Source organism: Magnetospirillum gryphiswaldense MSR-1 v2 (assembly GCF_000513295.1).
In the GTDB taxonomy this organism is placed as follows: Bacteria; Pseudomonadota; Alphaproteobacteria; order Rhodospirillales; family Magnetospirillaceae; genus Magnetospirillum; species Magnetospirillum gryphiswaldense.
Genome location: NC_023065.1, coordinates 2,066,756 through 2,087,500, shown reverse-complemented (window position 1 = coordinate 2,087,500; position 20,745 = coordinate 2,066,756). Strand labels below are relative to the sequence as shown.

Annotated in this window: 14 protein-coding genes, 1 tRNA gene and 2 rRNA genes (1 of these 17 running past the window's edge); 5 read left to right on the top strand and 12 right to left on the bottom strand. The window is 62.3% G+C overall.

What is annotated here, in order from left to right; genetic code table 11:
* The 3 genes from MGMSRV2_RS09860 to MGMSRV2_RS09850 all read left to right on the top strand — a co-directional run.
* Window positions 1-1,560 (top strand): 23S ribosomal RNA (locus MGMSRV2_RS09860) (it extends 1,183 nt beyond the left edge of the window).
* Window positions 1,561-1,648: 88 nt separating this feature from the next.
* Window positions 1,649-1,763 (top strand): 5S ribosomal RNA (rrf, locus tag MGMSRV2_RS09855).
* A gap of 75 nt (window positions 1,764-1,838) precedes the next feature.
* Window positions 1,839-1,915: transfer RNA gene (locus MGMSRV2_RS09850), tRNA-Met, on the top strand.
* Window positions 1,916-2,087: 172 nt separating this feature from the next.
* Here MGMSRV2_RS09850 and MGMSRV2_RS09845 read toward each other — a convergent pair.
* From MGMSRV2_RS09845 to MGMSRV2_RS09815, 7 genes are all read right to left on the bottom strand, one after another.
* The gene (locus MGMSRV2_RS09845; protein WP_024080207.1) at window positions 2,088-2,432 is read right to left on the bottom strand and encodes a DUF2190 family protein; all 345 of its coding nucleotides are present in this window, start codon (window positions 2,430-2,432) and stop codon (window positions 2,088-2,090) included.
* Window positions 2,433-2,436: 4 nt separating this feature from the next.
* Window positions 2,437-2,643 carry a phage head-tail joining protein gene (locus MGMSRV2_RS09840; RefSeq protein ID WP_024080206.1) on the bottom strand — a complete coding sequence of 69 codons (207 nt, stop codon included), beginning with the start codon at window positions 2,641-2,643 and terminating at the stop codon, window positions 2,437-2,439.
* On the bottom strand, window positions 2,643-4,442 hold the full coding sequence (locus tag MGMSRV2_RS09835) for a prohead protease/major capsid protein fusion protein (protein WP_024080205.1): 1,800 nt from the start codon (window positions 4,440-4,442) through the stop codon (window positions 2,643-2,645). The genes MGMSRV2_RS09840 and MGMSRV2_RS09835 overlap by 1 nt, the downstream gene beginning before the upstream one ends.
* A complete protein-coding gene (locus MGMSRV2_RS09830) occupies window positions 4,435-5,823 on the bottom strand; it encodes a phage portal protein (protein WP_024080204.1) in 1,389 nt (462 codons plus the stop codon). The genes MGMSRV2_RS09835 and MGMSRV2_RS09830 overlap by 8 nt, the downstream gene beginning before the upstream one ends.
* Window positions 5,824-6,048: 225 nt before the next feature.
* Window positions 6,049-9,762, bottom strand: a complete 3,714-nt coding sequence (locus tag MGMSRV2_RS09825) for a two-partner secretion domain-containing protein (protein WP_024080203.1) — start codon at window positions 9,760-9,762, stop codon at window positions 6,049-6,051.
* 3 nt (window positions 9,763-9,765) lie between these two features.
* Window positions 9,766-11,472 carry a ShlB/FhaC/HecB family hemolysin secretion/activation protein gene (locus MGMSRV2_RS09820; protein WP_024080202.1) on the bottom strand — a complete coding sequence of 569 codons (1,707 nt, stop codon included), beginning with the start codon at window positions 11,470-11,472 and terminating at the stop codon, window positions 9,766-9,768.
* On the bottom strand, window positions 11,469-11,786 hold the full coding sequence (locus tag MGMSRV2_RS09815) for a hypothetical protein (RefSeq protein WP_024080201.1): 318 nt from the start codon (window positions 11,784-11,786) through the stop codon (window positions 11,469-11,471). The genes MGMSRV2_RS09820 and MGMSRV2_RS09815 overlap by 4 nt, the downstream gene beginning before the upstream one ends.
* 321 nt (window positions 11,787-12,107) lie before the next feature.
* Between MGMSRV2_RS09815 and MGMSRV2_RS09810 the strand changes: the two genes are divergently transcribed.
* Window positions 12,108-12,344 carry a helix-turn-helix domain-containing protein gene (locus MGMSRV2_RS09810; protein ID WP_041633561.1) on the top strand — a complete coding sequence of 79 codons (237 nt, stop codon included), beginning with the start codon at window positions 12,108-12,110 and terminating at the stop codon, window positions 12,342-12,344.
* A gap of 84 nt (window positions 12,345-12,428) precedes the next feature.
* Here the strand turns inward: MGMSRV2_RS09810 and MGMSRV2_RS09805 are convergent, their stop codons facing one another.
* The 5 genes from MGMSRV2_RS09805 to MGMSRV2_RS09785 all read right to left on the bottom strand — a co-directional run bounded on the left by MGMSRV2_RS09805 (window position 12,429) and on the right by MGMSRV2_RS09785 (window position 18,797).
* Complete coding sequence (locus MGMSRV2_RS09805; RefSeq protein ID WP_024080200.1) at window positions 12,429-14,282, bottom strand: phage terminase large subunit family protein; 1,854 nt, start codon at window positions 14,280-14,282, stop codon at window positions 12,429-12,431.
* Entirely contained in the window at window positions 14,272-14,784 is a 513-nt protein-coding gene (locus tag MGMSRV2_RS09800) for a hypothetical protein (RefSeq protein ID WP_024080199.1), read from the bottom strand. Before MGMSRV2_RS09800 ends, MGMSRV2_RS09805 begins: the two co-directional genes overlap by 11 nt.
* A 355-nt stretch (window positions 14,785-15,139) precedes the next feature.
* Complete coding sequence (locus MGMSRV2_RS09795; protein ID WP_024080198.1) at window positions 15,140-17,830, bottom strand: DNA primase family protein; 2,691 nt, start codon at window positions 17,828-17,830, stop codon at window positions 15,140-15,142.
* A gap of 29 nt (window positions 17,831-17,859) precedes the next feature.
* Window positions 17,860-18,105, bottom strand: a complete 246-nt coding sequence (locus MGMSRV2_RS09790; RefSeq protein ID WP_024080197.1) for a hypothetical protein — start codon at window positions 18,103-18,105, stop codon at window positions 17,860-17,862.
* 17 nt (window positions 18,106-18,122) lie between these two features.
* Window positions 18,123-18,797, bottom strand: coding sequence for a hypothetical protein (locus MGMSRV2_RS09785; RefSeq protein ID WP_024080196.1), 675 nt, complete (start codon window positions 18,795-18,797; stop codon window positions 18,123-18,125).
* 132 nt (window positions 18,798-18,929) lie between these two features.
* Here MGMSRV2_RS09785 and MGMSRV2_RS09780 point away from each other — a divergent pair, with 132 nt between their 5' ends.
* Window positions 18,930-20,036 carry a tyrosine-type recombinase/integrase gene (locus tag MGMSRV2_RS09780; protein WP_024080195.1) on the top strand — a complete coding sequence of 369 codons (1,107 nt, stop codon included), beginning with the start codon at window positions 18,930-18,932 and terminating at the stop codon, window positions 20,034-20,036.
* Window positions 20,037-20,745 lie beyond the last annotated feature (709 nt).

Below are 20,745 nucleotides of genomic sequence, written 5' to 3'. Positions count from 1 at the left end.
TAAGCCTGCGAAGGCGTCATCGTGAGAGGCGCTGGAGGTATCGGAAGTGAGAATGCTGACATGAGTAGCGACAAAGAGTGTGAGAAACACTCTCGCCGAAAGTCCAAGGGTTCCTGCGCAAGGCTAATCCGCGCAGGGTGAGCCGGCCCCTAAGGCGAGGCCGAAAGGCGTAGTCGATGGGAACCACGTTAATATTCGTGGGCCTGCTGGAAGTGACGACCTTCGTAAGTTGTACCTGCTTATCGGATTGTGGGTGCAGCGAAGAGGGTCCAGGAAATAACTCCAGCGTATAGACCGTACCCGAAACCGACACAGGTGGACTGGTAGAGTATACCAAGGCGCTTGAGAGAATGGTGTTGAAGGAACTAGGCAAATTGACCCCGTAACTTCGGGATAAGGGGTACCTGTCCTTACGCAAGTAGGGATAGGTGGCACAGACCAGGGGGTGGCGACTGTTTACTAAAAACACAGGGCTCTGCGAAGTCTGTAAGACGACGTATAGGGTCTGACGCCTGCCCGGTGCCGGAAGGTTAAAAGGAGGAGTGCAAGCTCTGAATTGAAGCCCCGGTAAACGGCGGCCGTAACTATAACGGTCCTAAGGTAGCGAAATTCCTTGTCGGGTAAGTTCCGACCTGCACGAATGGCGTAACGACTTCCCCGCTGTCTCCAACACCAACTCAGCGAAATTGAATTCTCCGTGAAGATGCGGAGTACCCGCGGCTAGACGGAAAGACCCCGTGCACCTTTACTACAGCTTTGCAGTGGTACTAGGGAATGAATGTGTAGGATAGGTGGGAGGCTATGAAACATCGGCGCCAGCTGGTGCGGAGCCATCCTTGAAATACCACCCTTTTGTTTCCTGGTATCTAACCGCGACCCGTGAAACCGGGCCCGGGACCCTGCATGGTGGGTAGTTTGACTGGGGCGGTCGCCTCCTAAAGAGTAACGGAGGCGCGCGATGGTGAGCTCAAGCTGGTCGGAAATCAGCTGTCGAGTGCAATGGCATAAGCTCGCCTGACTGTGAGGCCCACAAGCCGAACAGAGACGAAAGTCGGTCATAGTGATCCGGTGGTCCCGCATGGAAGGGCCATCGCTCAACGAATAAAAGGTACGCCGGGGATAACAGGCTGATCTCCCCCAAGAGTCCACATCGACGGGGAGGTTTGGCACCTCGATGTCGGCTCATCACATCCTGGGGCTGGAGCAGGTCCCAAGGGTTCGGCTGTTCGCCGATTAAAGTGGTACGTGAGCTGGGTTTAGAACGTCGTGAGACAGTTCGGTCCCTATCTACCGTGGGTGTCGGAAACTTGAGAGGACCTGTCCCTAGTACGAGAGGACCGGGATGGACGTACCTCTGGTGTACCGGTTGTCATGCCAATGGCATTGCCGGGTAGCTACGTACGGACGAGATAACCGCTGAAAGCATCTAAGCGGGAAGCTCCCCTCAAAACAAGGTTTCCCTATCAGAGCCGTCGTAGACCACGACGTCGATAGGTGGCGTGTGGAAGTGTGGTAACACATGAAGCTAAGCCATACTAATAGCTCGATCGGCTTGATCGCTCCTAACTAGCGGCAAGCCCGATATCAATGACACTCTTCGAAATACAGCGCTGCACGCGGATCAGAAAAACCTTACATTCTTCGACGACCTGGTGGTTATAGCGGGGAGCCTGCACCCGATCCCATCCCGAACTCGGACGTGAAAATCCCCAGCGCCAATGGTACTGTGTCTTAAGGCACGGGAGAGTAGGTCGCTGCCAGGTCTTCCAAGAATGTAAGTAAACCTAATCACGATACAAACGCCTAGGCCCGGTCAAAAACCGGGCCTAAAACTTTTCCGCGGGGTGGAGCAGCCCGGTAGCTCGTCAGGCTCATAACCTGAAGGTCGCAGGTTCAAATCCTGCCCCCGCAACCAGAAAAATGGCGCTAAGTCAAAGGCTTAGCGCCATTCCCATGTCCGGAGCCGTGTTGCAAGAGAACGCAACGCGAAACCACGCGATTCCAAACAGTTACGGACGGTGACGGCGATTCCGTGCAACACCAATGCGACACGGGAATCTGCCGATGTTGCCCTGATGTTCGCGGAATTACGCGGCGACCGTCGCCACCCCGTCCAGGCGCACCCGCACCGTGGTGGCGCCGTTGCCGGAGGCCGTGATGGCGATGCCGACCGGATAGAGCCCGACGCCGGGCGGGGCGATCACCTTGGCGGTGTCGTCCCACGCCACCCGGTCGCCCTGGGCGAACACCGTGGCCGGGGTCTTTGGCAGGTCGTAGACGCCGGTGGTGGCGATTTCCACATTGGTCCCTTCCTGAGCCGTGGTGGCGGCGATGCCGAACAGCCCGCCGAGGATCATGCCCTGGCCCGAGGCGATGCCCCCGGTCGGGGCCGGCATGGTGATCATGGCGCCGGCCTGGATGAAGTTCTTCATGCTCTCATACTCCCTTGCTGGAATTGATCCGCACCTGGGTGACGCGGGCATTGGTGCCGAGGCGGCGCTCCAGGTCGGCCAGGGCCGAGGCCATCTCGGAATCGGAGCGGTACTCGACCTTGCGCCCGTCGCATTCCACCGTGCGGGTGCCGGCGTAGCGGGCGCGCAGCAGCGCCTCCCGCCAAGCCAGAAGCTGGTCGCTGTCGGCCATTACGCGGCCCCCGCATTGGCGTACCAGCCACGGTGATCGACGAAGCCGGCGCCGAAATCGAGGATCACCCGGATCTCGACGCCGTCCACGTCCCAGCCCGATTTGGATTCTACCTGCGGCCCCTCGCTGCCCGACAGATAGGCGAATTCCAGGCCGTCGATCTCGGCCGGATCGGCGGTGACGTACCACCGGCCGGCGCTGGACAGGCGGGGCTCGACCACCATGGTCAGCGAGCCGGCGAAGGGATTGACGTCGGCCGCCTTGGCCGCCGCCACCGAGGCCAGCCAGCGTTCCGCCTCGGTCTCCAGGGCGGGCGGCACCAGCAGGTATTTGGGCGTCACCCGGATGATGCGGTCCTCGATGCCCTTCTGGGTGCGAAGGGCCAAGCGGGCGGCGGACAGGGTGGTGTCGGAGATGGCGGCACCCGAGCCTGCCTTGTTGCCGTGGTCGGCATGGAACAGCGGCTTGCCGTCGGCGAGCTTCGGCCCGTTGCCGGAATTGGCCTCCACCAGTTCGACCAGCAGGCGGGCTTCGGTCTCCGCCGCCCCCTGGCCCATGCGTCGCGCGAGGTCGGAGAAGGCGCCGAGATCGTCGTTGACGATCACCTGGCGGGTGATGCCGATCTTGCGCGCCCAGGTCTCGATCTTGTACGCCTCGCGAGCCTCGGCCATGGTGCCGGCCTTGATCTCGCCGTGCTCGCCCAGCTTCTCCAGCAGGGGCGCCTCGCCCAACATGATCTTGTTGACGGCGCGGAAGTCGCGGGCCGAGGTCTGGCGGCCCAGCTGGCGGATGCCCGAGGGTGCGGCCTGATAGGCGGCGCGCAGGGTGCGCCCCACCGTGTCGCCCAGGATGATGCCGAAATCGCTGGTGGTGTGCAGGGCGCGGGTGACGATGGCTGCGGGCGACAGGCCGGTGACGGCATGGCCACGCAGGGTCAGCAGTTCTCGCGCCATCTCGGCGCAGGTGGAATAGGCATAGCGCCGGGCCGGTTCCGAAAGCGCGTGCGCCGGATTGATGCGGGCATAGAGCGCCTCGCCCATCTCGCGGGCGCGGGCGTCGGGATCGTCGTGGCTGGCGACGTGCTCGACCCGTACCTGCTCGGTGCGGATGGTGGGGCCGCTGCGCTGGGCCAGTTCGGCGAAGGCGGCGCGGCGGGCCTCGTCGGCGCTGGCGTCACGGTCGATCAGGCCATCGACGAAGTCTTGCCCCAGCCCGGCAACGCGGGCGACGGAGCGGATCTCGGCATTGATGGCGGCGCGGGTGTAGACACCATCCCCTTCGGGGATGGTGGGGACGGCTTCGGGCATTCTCTCCTCCATGCGGATATGGGCGCCGGGATCGGCCGGCGTCGGGACCAGGGAAATTTCAATGGGTGTCCAGCGGGTGGCGGTCAGCACCCGCACGCCCTTGTCCAGGCTTTCGGCCCATTGCTCGACGGTGTAGCCGACCGAGATGTGGCGCAGGATGCCGCTCATAACGTCCTGCCAGACCGGCTCCACCTCGGGCCGGGCCGAGAACTGCACCAGAGCCACGCCCTGGGTTCCATCGACCGAGGCCCCCCGCACCGTGCCCAGCACGTCGCGCACCGCGTCCTGGCGATGGGCATCCAGGACCGAGGCGCCGATCAGGCGCGACAGGTCTACCGCATCGGGGGCCAACGACAGCCGCTCCTCGTAGGGGCCGGAGAGGTCACGACGGCGCACACCGGCCCCGGTGCTCCACACCACCTCGGCGGTGCGGGCCTCAGCGTCGATGCTGGCCGGGGCCAGGGTGCTGCGGCGGGTGATCAGGTCAGCCATTGGGCGCCTCCATATTCAGGCCGAGGCGCTTCTCCCGCTCGCGGTCGGCGGCGATGGCGGCATCCACGTCCTCCGCGTCGTAGCCGCGTTCGGCAATGCTCTGGCTGCGGCTTTTCAGCCCCGCCTTGATCTGCTCGATCTCGGCCCGCGCGTCCTTCAGCGGATCGACCCAGTCCCATTTGGGCGGCAGCCAGTCGCAGGCGAGGAAGGCGTACGGATCGCGGTCGAAGCCGGCGGCGGGCAGGTGGCCGGCCAGCACGGCAAGCCGCACGAAGCGTTCCCACACCGGGCGGCAGAACTGATGCACCAGCACCGTGTGCTGCACCTGCTCGATGCGGCGGCGGAATTCCACCAGTCCGGCCCGGATGCTGGAATAGGTGACGCCCTCCAGGTCGCCCGAGACCAGTTCGTAGGGCAGGCCCAGCCCGCTGGCGATGGCGCGGATGTGGGTCTTGGTGTAGGCGCCGTAATCGCCGGGATCGGCCGGATCGGAGAACTGGATGTCGGCGCCGGGCGGCAACGGAATCAGGCTGCCCGGTTCCATGCCCACCTGCAACACACCCCCGATGCCGCTGCCGTCGTTGAAGCCGGCCACCGTGCCGTCGGGATCGCGGATGAAGCCGGTGAACAGGGCGGCGACCTTGGCCTTGACCAGGGCCGCGTCCTCGTATTGGTCGAGTTCGTGGACGCGCAGCAGCACCGGGGCCAGCCAAGTGATGCCGCGCACCTGCCCCGGCGCCAGCGGCTGGAACAGGTGGGCCACGTCGCCGGCCGGCAGGCGCACGGTGTTGAGCGACAGCGGTGCCAGGGCATCGCCGGGACGGTTGGCATAGCAATGGTAGGCGACGCGGCGGCCATTGCCGTCGAACTCGATGCCGGCCTGGATGCGGGCGCCGGCCCCGATGTCGCGATGAAGGTCCAACGGCACCTGTTCGCGGTCGAGCAGGTCGATGGCGAGCGGCAGGGGGGAAACATCCTCGGCGATGCGCAGGCGGGCGAAGCTCTCGCCGCTCTCCACCATGGCGCGGAAGGCCAGGGCCTGGAGGCCGTAGAAATCGGTCAGGCCGGCGGCGTCGGCCCGATCCGTCCAGCGGTCCCACAGCGCATGCAGAGTGTCGCGGACCTTGGCATCGGGATGGCGCGAGCGCGGCTTAATGCCGGCTCCCACCGCATTGGCGGCCAGCGACTGCACCGCCGCCGACACCCAGGGATTGTTGCGGGCATACCAGCCGGCCCGCCGCGCCGCCGTGGTGGCGCCGGCCTGGATCGAGCCGTTGAGGCCGTCCACCGTGCGGGCGCCATCCCAACGCCGACCACCGCCAGCCGCGTCAAATGAGCGGCGGCGGTCGAGGCCAACGGCACGGAGAAGGGATTTCCACATGCCACCGATTATCGGAGACGGCGGATTCCCTGGCTATTCGGAGAGTTTTGGAATGTTTGGTGCAGGTTCGTGATCGGCGGGTGTAATGGTGGTGCGCTTTGTGTAATTGCTCACGGGGCCGGCGAAAAGACTATGAAAGCAGGAGCTTGCATCAAAACGAGCGGTCAGCCCGTAAAGCTTAGACCCCATCTTCCTTCTATGCTACGTCTATTTCCTGGGCGTGTTTTATCCACCATACACTTCGCGTAATGTCTTAGGGTTTCCATCTCCCAGTCCAAGGAAACCTCGTCCTTCAGTGAACACCAGAACATCAGGGTGTTTGCGCGCAAATTCGATTACAGATAACCCCTCCTTTTGCGCATATTGCTTGAGAAGTTCATCTTGAACCATGAGCTCGGGAGTTTTGTAGCGGTCGCTGTCAGCTTGATATGCGGACACAATAAGTGAAACAGTCTTATTAACCTCGGATAAGGCATCTTCAATATTTGAATTTGCCTTTTTTGCATTATCTATGATGGCGTGCACGCTTTTAAGTGCTCTTGCTGTGCCTGTGTCTCCAGACGCTTCAGCAAGATAAGAAACAAGGGTGGAGAGAGAATCTAGTTTATCTACAGCAGGGGCATTTGATGACATTACGTCAGAAAATGCTGATATTTTCTGAGACATGTTCTTTAGCGTTTGGATGTCCCTTGGAATATCGCGAATTCCATTTATTGCATCTCTAGTTAGGTCTGGAATGTCTTTTAAAAGTTCATATGATCCCTTCGCCAGTGACGCGATGTTAAAGGCAGACGAAATGCCTGAGCTCACATCGGATAGAGCGCCAAGGGCTTGGGATGTGGCATCAATGGCGCCACCTGAAGCGCCAATAACTCTATTAACTGCCCCTGAATGCTGTGCAACGAGATAGTCTGAGCGCATGTGACCGCCTGAATACCAGCTGCCTATGTCTTCTGCTATGGATCTCTGAAGGGCGGCGACTGCGCTTGGATCTCTCTTCATCAATAAAGATGCATCCGACAAAAATGAGCCAAATGCGTCGTTAAAGGCAAGAAGGGCTCCAGTAGGAGTTGATGCCTGCATAATTTGTGAAACAATGTTTGGGTCAACCTTTGGAGGGGTGTACCCGGGATTTGGCGTCGGTGAAGGCGTCGGTGAAGGCGTCGGTGAAGGCGTCGGTGAAGGCGTCGGCGATGGAGGTTGCCCATTCAGATCGCTGTTAGACGGAATGTAGGTGGCCGCGCCGGTTCCGACCTGTGTGTTTTCTTGTGCCGTTTGGGCTGCGTTGCGAGCTGATGCGGTACGCAACATGGCGCGTCCGCCACTCATGACCCAAGGTCCGGTTTGGCTGAAGTCAAATCCAGAATAGGATATTGGAGACATTAGCTCGGAATTTGCCAAGCCTCTTACGTTTAATAGCGATGCAGCGCTGCCGCCTGTGACGGTACCCGGCACTCCAGAGGCTCCAGTATACCAATACGAGTTTCTTATCGATGTTGGGTTTCCGATATTTGTAAATATTGATGTTGAGTATGTGCCAAAGACGCTGCCATATACATAGCTATTAACAATAGAGCCTCCGGATAGTTGACCGGCTATACCGCCTGTAGTCGACTCTCCATTTACCTCGCCAGAAAATAATGAATTAGTTACTGATATGTTGTTTCCAAATCCAACCAACCCACCAAACCATGTTGGGGTGTCGCTAGCATTGCGCCGGACTGATCTGACGACACCAGAGCTTTGGATGTAATGAAGATTGACCCCCTGTATCTCACCGACGACACCTCCTGCGAGATCACTTCCAGTAACATTCAGGTTCGAATTAATGTCTGATACCTTTGTCGTGAAAGTGGTGTTTTCATTGCTGCCGGATGTCGGCCCTTCCATTTTCCCAGCTAACGCTCCAACTCGTGCTCTGCCAATCACATCTCCATTCGTAAGGGTTACGTCATAAATAGAGGCACCGTTTGTATATCCAAAAAGTCCGACATAATCTTCCGTTGGCCTATTAATGTGAAAGTCTGTTATCGAATGGCCATTGCCATTCAGAACTCCGGTGAATGCATTGGAAATGGAGCCAATTGGAACAAATCCAGCCCCAAAATTTGATGTCTCTGTTGCGCTCGCATCAATGTTTTTTCCTAGCACATATTTTCCACTCAGATTGCCGTTCATCAATTGCAACTGCGTCAAGCTGTTGACCAACATAAACGACGGATTGGAGTGCTGCATTCCGTCATGATAGACGTAAGAACTATATGGGTTACTTTGGCTATTGGAGCGGGTTGCGGGATCGATATAGCTCCCAGGGTTATAGTGAATGCCTACGGCCCCTTCCCCGGTTACATCAACCCTGCCACCTTGCGAAAAGTACACCGTTCCTATTCCTGTTCCCGTATTGTCAGAACGCAGCAATACAGATCCGGCGCCTTGCCCATTAATGGCAGACATCACATGAATATCTCGGTAGGCATCAAGCGTTAATTTATTTCTTGAGCCCCAAATTATTGGAGATAGAACAAATATGTCGCCGGCGCCCGGTCCATCTGCCTGTGTTTGAATCCTAACATTATTGGAGTCTAGCAGACTCCGTATGCTGGCGCTCGAAATATCACCGCCATCTCCAATGGTATAGTCAGTCGGATCAAGAAGGTAGCTACCAACCTCGCCACGTTCCGCCCTGGTGTTAACTTTGATCCCATCCACCCGCAGAAAATGACCCGAGGTTTCGATGGCGCCGCCATTGCCTCCGTATTCGCCGCCCTTGGCTCGCAAGAGGCCGAAAACTTCGGTGTCCGCGGCGATCACGGAAATCTCGCCGCCGTTGCCTATTGTTTTGGCTGAAGCATCGACTGTCGCATCCGAGGCCATACGGGCGGTGCTGCTGTTCCAGCCTCCCACCGTGACCTTGCCTCCACCGACATCGCCGCTGGCATCAAGCGAGGCGCCGTCGGCAAGGGTGACCCCGTCACCCTGAACGGTGATCTTGCCGCCCGTCTGCCCTGTGCCGACTCCGGACACATCAAGACGGCCCGCCACCTGGACGGAACCGCCGTCTTCGCCTTTCAGCACGATCTCACCACCCTGCTGCTCGACGGCGCGGGCGCTGATCAGGCCAGTGGTGTTGATGGCATTGTCCACCACGCCCTTGGCGGCATTGGCGCTCATAAGCACCCGCCCGCCATCGGCGTAAATCTTGCCGCTGTTCTCGATCAGGCTGGCGACGGGTTGGCCATCGGCTCCGACGATCTGGTTGGCGATCTTGTCGCTGGCCTGAAACAGGATGAGGTTGTCGCCGTACAGATCCAGGGTCACGCCATTGGCGGCGGCAAGCGCCACCTTGCCCAGGCGAGCGGAGATGATGCCGGAATTGCGGAGATAGGGGGACACGATGGCGACCAAACCGCCATCGGCGGCGGTGATGGTCCCTTCGTTGATGATCTGGGCATTTGCCTTGCCGGGGATATCGAACTTCATGTTCCCCGCCATGAAGTTCTCGTTCTTGATATTGGCGGTGGAGGCGACCAGGGCGGCAACGTCGATCTTGGAGCCCGCGCCGAAGACGATGCCGTTGGGATTGACCAGGACGACGCGGCCATTGGCCTGAAGGTTGCCGAGAATCTGCGACACCTGATCGCCGGTCACCCGGTTCAGGGTCATGGACGAGGACGAGGGCTGAATGAAGCGGGTGGTTTCGCCCGCTGCGATGCTGAAGCTTTTCCAGTCGATGACGGCGCGGTCGCTGGATTGGTTGACCTGCACCGTCTTGGCATCGGGCTGGCTGATGACGGCGGAGCCTTGCGCCACCGTGCCGCCCTGCGGATTGGCATGGGCCAGCGAAATCGTCAGGCCGAGCATGGGCAGGCTCCCCACCAGAGCGGTGGTGGAGCGGAGCCACTGGCGGACGAGGGAGCGGCGGGCGGGAAGGGGGCTCATGGCTTAATACCTTGCCGAGATGCTGAAGAACAGACGGGGTTCCTTGCCCTTGCCGCCGGGGAGGTTGGCGGATACCGGGCGCGTCAGGGGCTTGTCGATTTCCAGGCTGCCGCTGAAATAGTCGGTCAGGCCGAAGCGGATGCCGATGCCCGCCGAGGTGCCGGTACGCACGGCATTGGTGTTGACCGGATCGCGGTCGTGGGTGAGACCGGCATCGTAGAAGATGAACGGCTGATAGTATTTCAGCCCGATATCCTCGACCTGGTTGGTGTACTGGAGCTCCAGCTTTCCGGCGATGCCGTTGTCGCCGGTGATTTCGGACGAGTCGTAGGCGCGACCGTATTGCGAGCCGCCGTAGCCGAATTCCTCGGACGACAGCAGGGCATTGGCCGACCATTGGCCGGTCATGCCGATAATCAGGGCAAACTGATTGGGCAGTTGCTGGGTGCGCGACGCATCCAGGGTCAGCTTGGTGAAATCGGCGCGGCCCCGCGCCCGCGACTTCAAGCCGTATTCATAACGGGTGGCCCCCAGGCCGTCGATGCCCCGGTACAGGTCAAGGGCGAGCAGGTTGACGCCGTCCCAGGAATCCGAGAAGTCGTAGGAGCCGCCGAGCTTGAACGCCCTGGTATGGTCGCTGGACGATATCTGCCCCAACTGCTCGGAGCGTGAATCCCGCGACGTAAACCCGGTGGACAGGGAGAAGTTTTCCGCCCTGGTGCGGATTAGGGGATGAGAGAGGGCGGCGCTGAGGGTGACGTTGCGGGAGCGCTGTTCCAAATCGCGCAGAGACTCGCCCGGCTCACCCCGGCTACGGTTGCCCGACAGGGTGAGCTTGGTTCCCTCGGAATTCAGCACCTCGTCATGCTGGATCGCCAGATAGCGCAACTCGCTTTGCTCGGTGGTGTTGATCCAACTGACGGAAGTCTTCTCGTATAGTCCCAGGACCGAATTGATCCCCGCACCCAGGGTGTATTCACGCGGGCCGCTGGTCTTGGTGCCCCGGTTGTCGAAAGAGGCCGACAGGTCGATATATTTATGCTCGATGACGAACACCACGTCCGACGCGCCCGGTGTGGTTTTGGACGGGCGCAGCACCGCCTTGGCCTTGACGCCCGGCAGGTCGTTGGCGAGGAGCGAGTAGCGTTCCAGTACCTTGTTATCGAGGGGCTTGGATTCCTTGATCCGCTCGCCCCATTCGTGGAATAGGGCGGCGCGACCGTTGGCCTCACCCTCAATCAGCACCTCGTTGACATGACCTTCCACCACGCGGAGGGTGACATTGCCGCCCGCAATGCGCTGGGGCGGGACGATGGCCTTGGACAGGATATAACCGGCATTGCGGTATTTGGCGGTGATTTCGTCCGCCACCTTGTAAATCTCGGTTAACGAGACTTCCTTGCCCAGCTTGTCGGCATGAAAAACGGAGAGCTCGGGAACGGAAAACACCGTTGCGCCCTCGATACTCACCCCGTTCAAGGTGAGGCGGATTTTATCCGATTGGTCGGGCGGCATCTGCTCGTCGATCTCGGGGGCTTGGGGCTCGATGACCGATTGCGGCTTGCGCGGGGCTTCATAGCGCTTCTCGATCCGGCCAGGATCGGCACCGCCGGGAACGACGGCGACGTTGACTTGCGCCCAGGCGTTGGCGGTCGCAGTCAAGGCGGCAAGGCAGACGCCTGCGGTCAGAACCAGACGGGAGCGGCTCATTTCTTCTCTTTCTCCTTCCCGGAGGGGAGAAGGATGATGTCGTTTCCGTCCTGAATGATCTGGGGCGTATTGTCCTTGCGGACGGTGGGCACCGGATGGTTGCCGGAGCCGGGAGGGGTGGACATATCCGTGGGCGTTTCGCCGCGCAGCATGTCGGCAGGGGATGGGAAGCGACGCTCGATCCGTCCCGGATCGTCCGAGGCTGGGAGGCGATTTTGCGCCAGGGCGTCCGGTATCACTCCGAGCGAGACAACAGAAGCAGTCGCGACCAGAAGGCGAACTTTTCCGGCAATTCCTCGTGTCATCACCAGCACGGATTTCCCCCTCGACCAAACACCGAAGATTGCATACACCCCGCCGTGTATATGGCACATAAAAAATGCGGGTATCAACCTGCTATTTCTACCAAGGAGACTCCCTTTGCAGGGCGTATGAGAGTCCCTGGCTGCTTCTTGTGATTCATTCTAAACTTCACCGTTGTACGGCTTGCCGTACCGCGCCCATCGAATCGTGAACGAGCAAAGAACCTCACGCGCGGGCGGCAGGGGGATGATAACGAGTGATTTTCACCCATTCAAGCATGATTAATACACTTTCAGTTTTCGTGTGCGCCTTGGTATCGCCTCATTGCGTGCATGATATCAGCACGCCAAATTCGGGCCGCCAGGGCACTTCTGGGATGGTCTCAGCAAGAACTCGCCGACAGAGCAATTGTATCGGTGAACGCAATCCGAAGGCTTGAGCGTTCACAAGTCGATCCACGATTGAGCACTATTGCCGCCGTCAAGGCAGCCCTTGAAAACGCGGGCGTCGAGTTTCAGTTTACAGACACCACAAGAGGGGAGGGCGTCCGACTGCGCTCACCTCAATAGGGCCGGGCATATGGAATGCCCCCACCGTTTGGAAATTCGGAAATTCAACCTCCCCCCTCCATGCGCATTGGATGCTGTAACGGGCTACCCCATCCACCGCGACCGGATCGGGGCCAGCGCCGGGCGGGCGGCGGGGGCTGTGTTCGTCGTAACCGGTACCCCCCGTGTCGGCAGCATCGCCATCGCCGCCGCCTCGTCGTTCAACCGCAGTCCCATGGCAACGAGGCCATGCAGGGCGGCGGTGGCGTAGACGAAGGTGTCCAGGGCCTCGTTGCGCTCGCCGTCCCGCTTGGGCTGCCACGAACGGATGGGGCGGCCCCGGTCGTAGCGGGTGACGACTCGCTCGGCGGTGAGCTGGCGGAAGTAGTCGGCGTCCATGCTGCGCGGGAAATGCACGGCGCCGGGGCCGGGTTCGCTCAGGCGCAGGCGGGCATAGAGGGCGTCCTTCACAGCATCGACACCGACGATGAACAGCGGCACTTTGCCGCGCACGCGGGTGGGACGGCGGGGCCACACCGGGATGCTGGCGCCGCCTCTGCCCTTGATTGCCCAGATGCGCCGCGCCAGCCGGGTGCGGCAGAATTCGTAGGCCGCCTTGGTGTGGTGGCCGCCGGTGTCGATGCAGGCGGCGCGGATGGACAGGTCGGCGACGGATTTGGGATGGGCGAAGGTGGTGGCCAGATAGGCATCGAGATCGGCCCAGACGCGCGGGCCGGAGGGATCGCCCCACAGCACGCGATAGTCGACCACCCAGGATTCCTCGTCGGCGCCCCAGGCGACCACCTGCACCTCCAACCGGTCGCCCTGGACATCAACGCCAGCGGTCAGCACGGCGGCCGCCTCGGGCAGGCGGTCGCCCCAATCCTCGCGCCGGGCCATCAGCGGATCGGCGGGCACGGTGTCGCCGGCCTGATCCTCCCAGGATTCGCCCAGCTTGGTGTTGACCCAGACCTGGAGCCGGGGTGGGTCGGACTTGACGCGGCCATGCTCGATGGCGATTTCGGCCCAGGTCTCCCAGGGGGAATAGAGGGCCGACAGGTGGAAGCCGGCGGTGCGGCCATCGCCCGCCGCCGTGGGGTGCCATTCACCTGCCGCCAGCAGAGCGGGCTTGTCGTGCTCGTGGTGGATGCCGCCGCAGGACTCGCAGATCAGGAACGCCTGATCGCGGCGGCCCTCGGGCCAGCGGATGCGTGCCCAGGTGATGGGGGCCATGTCGCCGCAATGCAGGCACGGGACATGGAAGTAGCGTTGGTCGGATTCCAGGAACGCTGCCTCGATGCGGGAATGGCCCTTCAAGGTCGGCGTTGAGACCATGTAGATTCTGCGCCGGCCCCGGAAGGTGGCGGTGCGCTGGATGGCGAGATCGACCGGATCGCCCTCGCCGTCGGCATCGCCGGGATAGCCGTCCACCTCGTCCAGAAACAGATAGCGCACCGGGGTCGAGCGCAATCCGGCGGCGGAATTGGCCCCGGTCATCACCAATTGCCCGCCGGGGAAGGATTTGCGGAACAGGCTGTTGCCGGCGTCCCGTGACCGAGCGGGCGAGACCAGTTCGCGCACGCTGGGGGTGGTCTCGATCAGCGGATCGATGCGCACGGTGGTGTTGCGGCGGACCATGTCCAGCGAGGGCTGCACCAGCATGGTGATGCCCGGCGCGTTGTGGATGATGTAGCCCAGCCAGTTGAGGCCGGCCTCGGTGCCGCCGGTCTGGGCGCCCTTCATCAGCACCACCCGCTCGAAGGGGCTGGCGGTGGACAGCGCATCCATCACCGCCTTGAGATAAGGCGTGCGATTGGTGCGCCAGCGGCCCGGCTCGGCCGAGGTGGGCGGCAGTACCCGGTTGCGGTCTGCCCAGTCCGATACTGGGATGGGCGGCTCCGGGCGGATGCCCCGTCGCCATGCCCGATCCACCACCGACAGCGCGGTTTCATTCGCCATCGCGCAAGGTCCAGACCGGGGTGTCGGACAGGTGCTCCAGATGCTCGCGCATGAACCGGTCGAGGGCGGCGAAGGTCGCCTGGGGATCGGCGCCGGTCTCGGCCGCCAGCAGGGGCGCGGTGCGGCTGACCCAGGCCATGTGGGAATCGCGTTCCGCCTTGGCGCGGGAGAACACCGCCGCCGCCGCTTCCTTGGCGTCGATCACTTGGCCGCGTTCCTTGTCGTAGGCGAGGCGGGCGCGTTGCACCTGCACCACCATGTACATGCGCCGGGCCTCGGCCAGCGACAGGGTGCCGGTGGCGACCGGGGCCGGGGGGCCGCCCTTGTTGCGCCGGGCGGGATCGAGGTTGGCTTCCATCCAGGCCAGTCCCTCGGCGATGGCGATGGTGCCGTCGGGCTGCACCGGCAGGCCATCGGCGACCAACTGCGAGATGCGGCCCTTGGTGAGGCCGACGCGGGCGGCGAACTCGGTCTTGGTCTCGACGGTGTTTAGTTTAGTCATTGTGCGGCCCCAGGCTGGCAAGGTCGTGCGCTGAGGCTCCCCGCATAGGGAAAGGCCCAGGAGGAACCGCGGTTTCGTCACTCCTGCCCGGAAGTTTCGTCACCGGCGTGACGAAACTCGTCGTGCCCCGTGACACTGGCCGGTGGTGATTTCTCCTTGTCTTGCAATGGGTTGAAGGTGAAATGACGAAAGTGACGAAACTTGGCGCATTAAATAACCATACGAACATGAATACTCGGGATTCCCGATCCTCAACAAAGCTTCCTTGCGGGCGCGATAGATTACGAATCATGGGATTCATCATTTCCGTATGAGATATTAATGGCCGAAGTTTCGTCACTTTCGTCATTCTCCCTCACGCGGCGGTCCGAGACGCGTACCAGTGGCCCACGATCTCGATGCCGTGGACGACCGAGCCGGCGCTGGAATGGGCGACGCGATAGCCCAGGTTCTCCAGGTTGCGCTTGATGGTGTTGCGGGCAGGGATGTTGCGGATGCCGGCCTCCTCGGCCCATTCCCTGAAGCGGGTGTAGAAGGCGCTGGTGGGGACGCTGGCGGCGAGGTCGGCCCGGCACGTCTCCTCGATGAATCCGGCCAGCGGGTTGGCGTGGGCCAGCCAGTCGTTCATGGCCTTCCGGCAATCGGTGGGCTCGGCGAAGCCGCTGCGCTGGCGCAGGCGTTGCAGTCCCTCGATGGCCCGGTTGAGCACGCCCGGCAGTTCGTTGGCCCAGATGCCGGGAAACAGGCGGTCGTCCTTGTCGGCATCGGTGAAGATGCGGTCGAAGGGGATGATCTTGGCGCGGCGGCGTTGCCCCCAGGAGAGGTCGGAACAGCGGGGGTAGTTGTTGGCCAGCATCACCGGCAGGCAGGTGGCGACGAACTCGAAGGCGTCCTTGAACTTCAACTGGCCGGTGAGGATCTTGCGCTCGGAGACCTTCTTGAGGAAGCCGTCGGGCAGCAGGGTGTCGGTGTCCACGTCGTCATCGAGCAGGATCAGCTTGCCGGCCAGCGAGCCGATTGCGAACCTGTCGGATTCGATGTTGGCCATGCGGTCGCTGTAGATGGCCCGCTTGTTGATCAGCCGCTCGATGGTCTGCATCAGCTTGGTCTTGCCGTTGTTGCCCTGGCCGCGCAGCATGAAGTAGCAGGCGATGTCGCGGCGGGGCTGGATGGCGTAGCCGAAGAACTCCATGAAGTGGCGGGCCATGTCGGCGGGATCGGTTGAGCGGGCGAAGATGTCGAGCAGCGCCCGGTCGAAGCGGGGGCAGGTGGCGGCGGGATCGTAATCGACATCGAGGACGTAGGTCAGGTAGGTGTCGAAGCGGTGCGGCAGCAGGCGGGTGGAGCCGTCACCGGAAATCCACAACTCGCCGTTCCGGCAGTTGATGACCGGAGCGGGTTCGTCGGTCAGGCGCAGCACGTCGCCGGGAAGGGCGCGCAATCCGGTCAGCAGCTTGAAGGCGGCATCGGCCACGGTGCGAAAGCCGATGTCGTCGGGATCGATGTGACGCTCGACCACATCGACGATGCGGTTCAGCACCTGCTCGTCGGTGAGCCGCGTCCAGTGGGTGCCGGTATAGGCCCAGAAGCATTTGTCGACGCCGCGCACAAGATGGTCGCCGCCGGCGAAGAACTCGGCCAGGGTGACCTTGGCCACCTTGAGGCCGAGGTCTTCGGACGGCCCCCGGCGCTCGGCGCGGATGGCGGCCAGCCCCTGCTGGAACACGGTGAGCGGCAGGCCGGTCTGCTTCTTCATCAGCCCCAGGACCATGCGCAGGGCGATGGGATCGAGCCGGGCCTCGTAGATATCGGTGAGCGCCTTGTTGATCTCGGCCGGCGTGGTGTCGGGGCCGAGGGCTTCGGCGATGGCCATGCAGTCTTCATAGGTGGGCACGTCGCCGGGCTCGCCCTCGTCGGCCCCCAGCAGGAAGGCCGGTTCGGTCAGGTCGGCGGGCGAGAGCCAGCCCCGCTCGATCATGCGACCGAGGAAGAACAGCCGGTCCTTTCCGTCGCAATGGGCATGGCGGCAGTGATGGACGAAGCCGCCATTCTCGGACTGTCCGGCGTCGATGACGAAGGTGGCGCCGTCGGGGCCGGGGACGGTGTGGGAGTCCTCGTTGACGCAGCGAATGTGGTGCTTCACGCCATCGGCGACATGGCCGATGAGCACACCGGGTGAACGAGCCGCCAGCGCCGTGGCGATCAGGAAGCGGTCACCATGGGTCGCGGCCCAGCGGGCGAGGTCGAGCATTTCGCTGGTGGCGGGGTCGGCTGCCTGCACGGGGGCGGCGGAGGTGGTGGCGAGTTTGGGGCGGGCCGCCTCCATCGGCATGGGGGCCGAGGCCAGGGACCACAGGTCGCAATCCGCGCCCTCGATCACCAGCGTCTCGAACGGTGCGCCCGGCGCATGGCGCGGCAGGTAGAACAGGCGGCTGGTGTCGGTGCAGGACTGGTCGTGGTGCAGGCCGAGCGTTGCGGCCAGGGCCTCGATGCGCTCCTTCCAGGCGGCATTGGCCGTCTTCTGGTCGGGGAAGTCGGCGGCCCGCCACGGGTGGACCAACGGCATGGCGACGCGGAACTTGGGGCAGGGACGGTGCCCGATCGTCACCTCCTTGTCGGCGGTCTCGATCACCGTGGCGCCCGCCGTGACATGGGGCAGATAGCCCTTGTCGCGCAGGAAGTAGTCCTCGGCGGCGATGGGGCAGTCGGCTTGGAACGACTCCCACCGTGCCCGATTCGCCCTGGTCTGGGTGGTCATGTGCGAATGGGTGGAGTGGACGATGGCGGCCCAACCCGTGGCGCGGATGGCGGTGGCGATCTCCTCCAGGGTGTGGCCACAATCGGCATCCAGCATGACGATACCGATCTCGTCGGCCTCGGCCTGCTTGCGGTTTTGCCCACGGAAGCGGGCCGGAACGATGCAGGGGCCGCGTTTGCCGCCCTCGCGGTGGTCGGTCAGCAGGGTGCAGAGATCGGACCAGGAAAGGGAGCGCACATCGGTCCAGACGCTGTCGGTGCTGTCGTGCCCCAAGGTGACCGTGAACATCCGTGCGCTCTCCCCCACCGTATCCATGGTCACCGCATGTTTTCCTGGCGGCTGACCCACTCCAGCAGGGTGCTTTTGCGGGCGCAGATCACCGAGCCGATGCGGAAATGCGGCATGCGGATTTTGGCATCGTTCGCGTAATAATAGATTTTGCGGCGGTGCTTGGCCGAGCCGAAGATAAACTCGGCGATGGCGTCGGCGCCACGCAGTAGGTCGTCGGCCAGCGGCAGGCAAAGCTCTCCCGTGGCGGGCTGAACCCGCGCAGCTTCTGTCATGTTCGATCTCCTTCGTTCTACTTACGGGCGATCAGTTCGCCGACGCGGGCGATACCCGTGAAGTCAAGTTGCGTCGATCTCTTGAAGTGTTGCGACTTGGATTGCAGGGTTGGGTGGGAATAGGAGTACTGGAAGCTGGTCTGGCGCTCGCCGATCATCGGGACATCGGCCAGATTGATGTCGAAATAGACCAGTGCCTGGTAGTCGTCGCAGTCGAAGTAGATGCTGGAGTTCCGCGTCCTTTCCTCGAACATGGCGGGGTCTTGAGCTGCCAATTCGAGGATGCCGGTCAGCATCTCGACGAAGGTGTGTTCCCGATCCAGCAGCACCGGCAGGATGCCGCGAAGGCGGGCCAGCATGTCGGGCGAGCCGTTCTCCTGCACCTTGTCCACGTCGGCGGTGAAAACATCCATGTTGCCGATATGCTTGAGGATGGTCTCCGCCTCCTGGGCGATGCCGTTGTTGAGGATGGCCACCAGCAGGTGGGCCGCATCCCCGGCGGTCATGTGCGCGGCGCTCAGGCCACGACCGGATTGCGACAGGTACCCCGCCTCGCGGACGAAACGTGCGTGGCGGGTGACCGTGGCATGGTCGATGGCGGTGAGGGCCGCGATCAGATCGACGAGTTCGGCGGCGCGAGCCATACTGGGGGCATCCTCCTTTTTGACATCCCATTTGCTATCACGACTCATGACTTCCCGACAAGTGCCATTTGCGGTAAAGTCAAATGAAGGTTGGGAATGATCGGGAAGCGTTTGGGAACCGCTGGAAATCATGGCCAGATCGAGGGTGTATGGACGACGGATGCGAGAGGGAGGAAGGCCATGGCGACCATCAGAAAGCGGACCCTGCCCAGCGGAAAGGATCGCTGGCAGGTCGATTTCTTCGATCAAGCGGGCAAGCGAAGGGCCAAGCTGTTCACCCGCAAGAAGGACGCCGACGCCTTCCTGGTGACGGCCCGCGCCCAGGTGGCCACCGGCACCTATGTCCACGATGCCGAAAGCATCTCCCTGGGCGAGGCGGCGCAGGCGTGGCTGGATCACTGCGCCACCCGCCGCGATACCGGGCGGCGGATGGAACGGGCCACCTTTCGGGATTACGATGACAAGGTCCGCTTGCACATCAAGGATGCCGAGGTGGGGATCACCACCATCAAGCTGTCGCGCCTGACCCGCAAAGAGGTGAACGAGTTCCGCGACCGCCTGCTGGCGTCGGGCCGATCCGAGGCGATGGTGCGCAAGGTGCTGGGTGTGCTGCGCCTGATTCTGTCCCACGCCATGGACAACGGGCAGGTGCCGGGCAATGCCGCCCAGGGGGTGAAGGTGCTGCGCGCCAGCCGCATCGATCAGAAGGTCGCCGTGCCCAGCAAGAAGGACGTGAAGACGCTCATCGACAATGCCGTCGGCCGCCTGCGCCCGTTGCTGATCGTCAGCGCCCTGTGCGGCCTGCGGGCCTCCGAGGCGCGGGGGCTGCGCTGGCAGGATGTGGACTTCGCCGATGGCTACCTGCATATCCGCCAGCGGGCCGACTTCTACTGCGAGATCGGCGAGCCGAAATCCGCCGCCGGCCACCGCTCGGTTCCGGCCGGGCCGATGGTGCTGAACGCCCTGCGCGAATGGAAGCTGGCCTGCCCCAAGGGCGAAATGGATCTGGTCTTCCCCGCCAACGACGGCTCGGTGTCGGACCACAACAACACCATGCGCCGTCACTTCAAACCGCTGTGCCAGCGCCATGGCATCCAGACCCGCTGGCACGACCTGCGCCACTTCGCCGTGTCCCTGTGGATCGAACAGGGGTTCGGCATCAAGGAGGTCATGACCTTCGCCGGCCATTCCTCGGTGCAGATGACCATGGAACGGTATGGCCACATGTTTCCCAGCCCCGACCACCAGAAGGCCATGGCGCAGGTCGAGGCGCGGCTTCTTGGTTGACGGGGAGTACAAAGCATTCCGTGCAACACGGGCGCGACACGGGCTTTGCGATATAATGTAACGCTTTGATATTTCGATGAAAAACGGCCTTCCAGATGGGCCTCATAACCTGAAGGCCGCAGGTTCAAATCCTGCCCCCGCAACCAAATTAGATAGAAATATCAAACAATTAGCCGCCCCTCGGGGCGGCTTTTTGCGTTTGGGCAATCGCCATGGACTCACCATGGACTCATTAGGAATCGAAATTCTGCGCAGGTGGATGTGCCGTTGATCGTTGAATACCAACTCGGGCAGGACGACCTCCCACTCATGTCGGCGGTACTGGTGCTGAAAAGCCTTGTCACCGTCCCCGAAGCCGGAAAGGGAGAGGGGGCGGGAAAGATAGTGGCAGATGGCCGCTTTCAAACATTGCGGCTATCCAACGGGTTTTCGTCCATCGGCCCTACATGACCCGTAGCTGCCATTCATCACCGTCCTCACGGCGAGGACAGCATCGCCGAGCTGTGCCGCCGCGAGGGCAAGGGCCATAGCGGGGCGACGCCCGACCGTTGTCGGGGGCCCAGCGGTCCAGCGGCTCGCCCCCGCGCCGCGATCTTGGCGTTCAGTTGGCTATCCTTAGATTCCGACCGGCGTTAAGAACAAGTCTCCCATTGCGACATGGCAATACCGTCGCAAGGCGTCGGCCGCCGCAACACCGTTTCCAGGTGTC

What these genes read in the sequence shown, in the direction of transcription:
- MGMSRV2_RS09805 (WP_024080200.1), bottom strand. Translation starts at nt 14,282, where the DNA reads ATGGCGAATGAAACCGCGCTGTCGGTGGTGGATCGGGCATGGCGACGG.
- MGMSRV2_RS09840 (WP_024080206.1), bottom strand. Translation starts at nt 2,643, where the DNA reads ATGGCCGACAGCGACCAGCTTCTGGCTTGGCGGGAGGCGCTGCTGCGC.
- MGMSRV2_RS09825 (WP_024080203.1), bottom strand. Translation starts at nt 9,762, where the DNA reads ATGAGCCCCCTTCCCGCCCGCCGCTCCCTCGTCCGCCAGTGGCTCCGC.
- MGMSRV2_RS09845 (WP_024080207.1), bottom strand. Translation starts at nt 2,432, where the DNA reads ATGAAGAACTTCATCCAGGCCGGCGCCATGATCACCATGCCGGCCCCG.
- MGMSRV2_RS09780 (WP_024080195.1), top strand. Translation starts at nt 18,930, where the DNA reads ATGGCGACCATCAGAAAGCGGACCCTGCCCAGCGGAAAGGATCGCTGG.
- MGMSRV2_RS09795 (WP_024080198.1), bottom strand. Translation starts at nt 17,830, where the DNA reads ATGTTCACGGTCACCTTGGGGCACGACAGCACCGACAGCGTCTGGACC.
- MGMSRV2_RS09785 (WP_024080196.1), bottom strand. Translation starts at nt 18,797, where the DNA reads ATGAGTCGTGATAGCAAATGGGATGTCAAAAAGGAGGATGCCCCCAGT.
- MGMSRV2_RS09830 (WP_024080204.1), bottom strand. Translation starts at nt 5,823, where the DNA reads ATGTGGAAATCCCTTCTCCGTGCCGTTGGCCTCGACCGCCGCCGCTCA.
- MGMSRV2_RS09800 (WP_024080199.1), bottom strand. Translation starts at nt 14,784, where the DNA reads ATGACTAAACTAAACACCGTCGAGACCAAGACCGAGTTCGCCGCCCGC.
- MGMSRV2_RS09820 (WP_024080202.1), bottom strand. Translation starts at nt 11,472, where the DNA reads ATGAGCCGCTCCCGTCTGGTTCTGACCGCAGGCGTCTGCCTTGCCGCC.
- MGMSRV2_RS09810 (WP_041633561.1), top strand. Translation starts at nt 12,108, where the DNA reads ATGATATCAGCACGCCAAATTCGGGCCGCCAGGGCACTTCTGGGATGG.
- MGMSRV2_RS09835 (WP_024080205.1), bottom strand. Translation starts at nt 4,442, where the DNA reads ATGGCTGACCTGATCACCCGCCGCAGCACCCTGGCCCCGGCCAGCATC.
- MGMSRV2_RS09790 (WP_024080197.1), bottom strand. Translation starts at nt 18,105, where the DNA reads ATGACAGAAGCTGCGCGGGTTCAGCCCGCCACGGGAGAGCTTTGCCTG.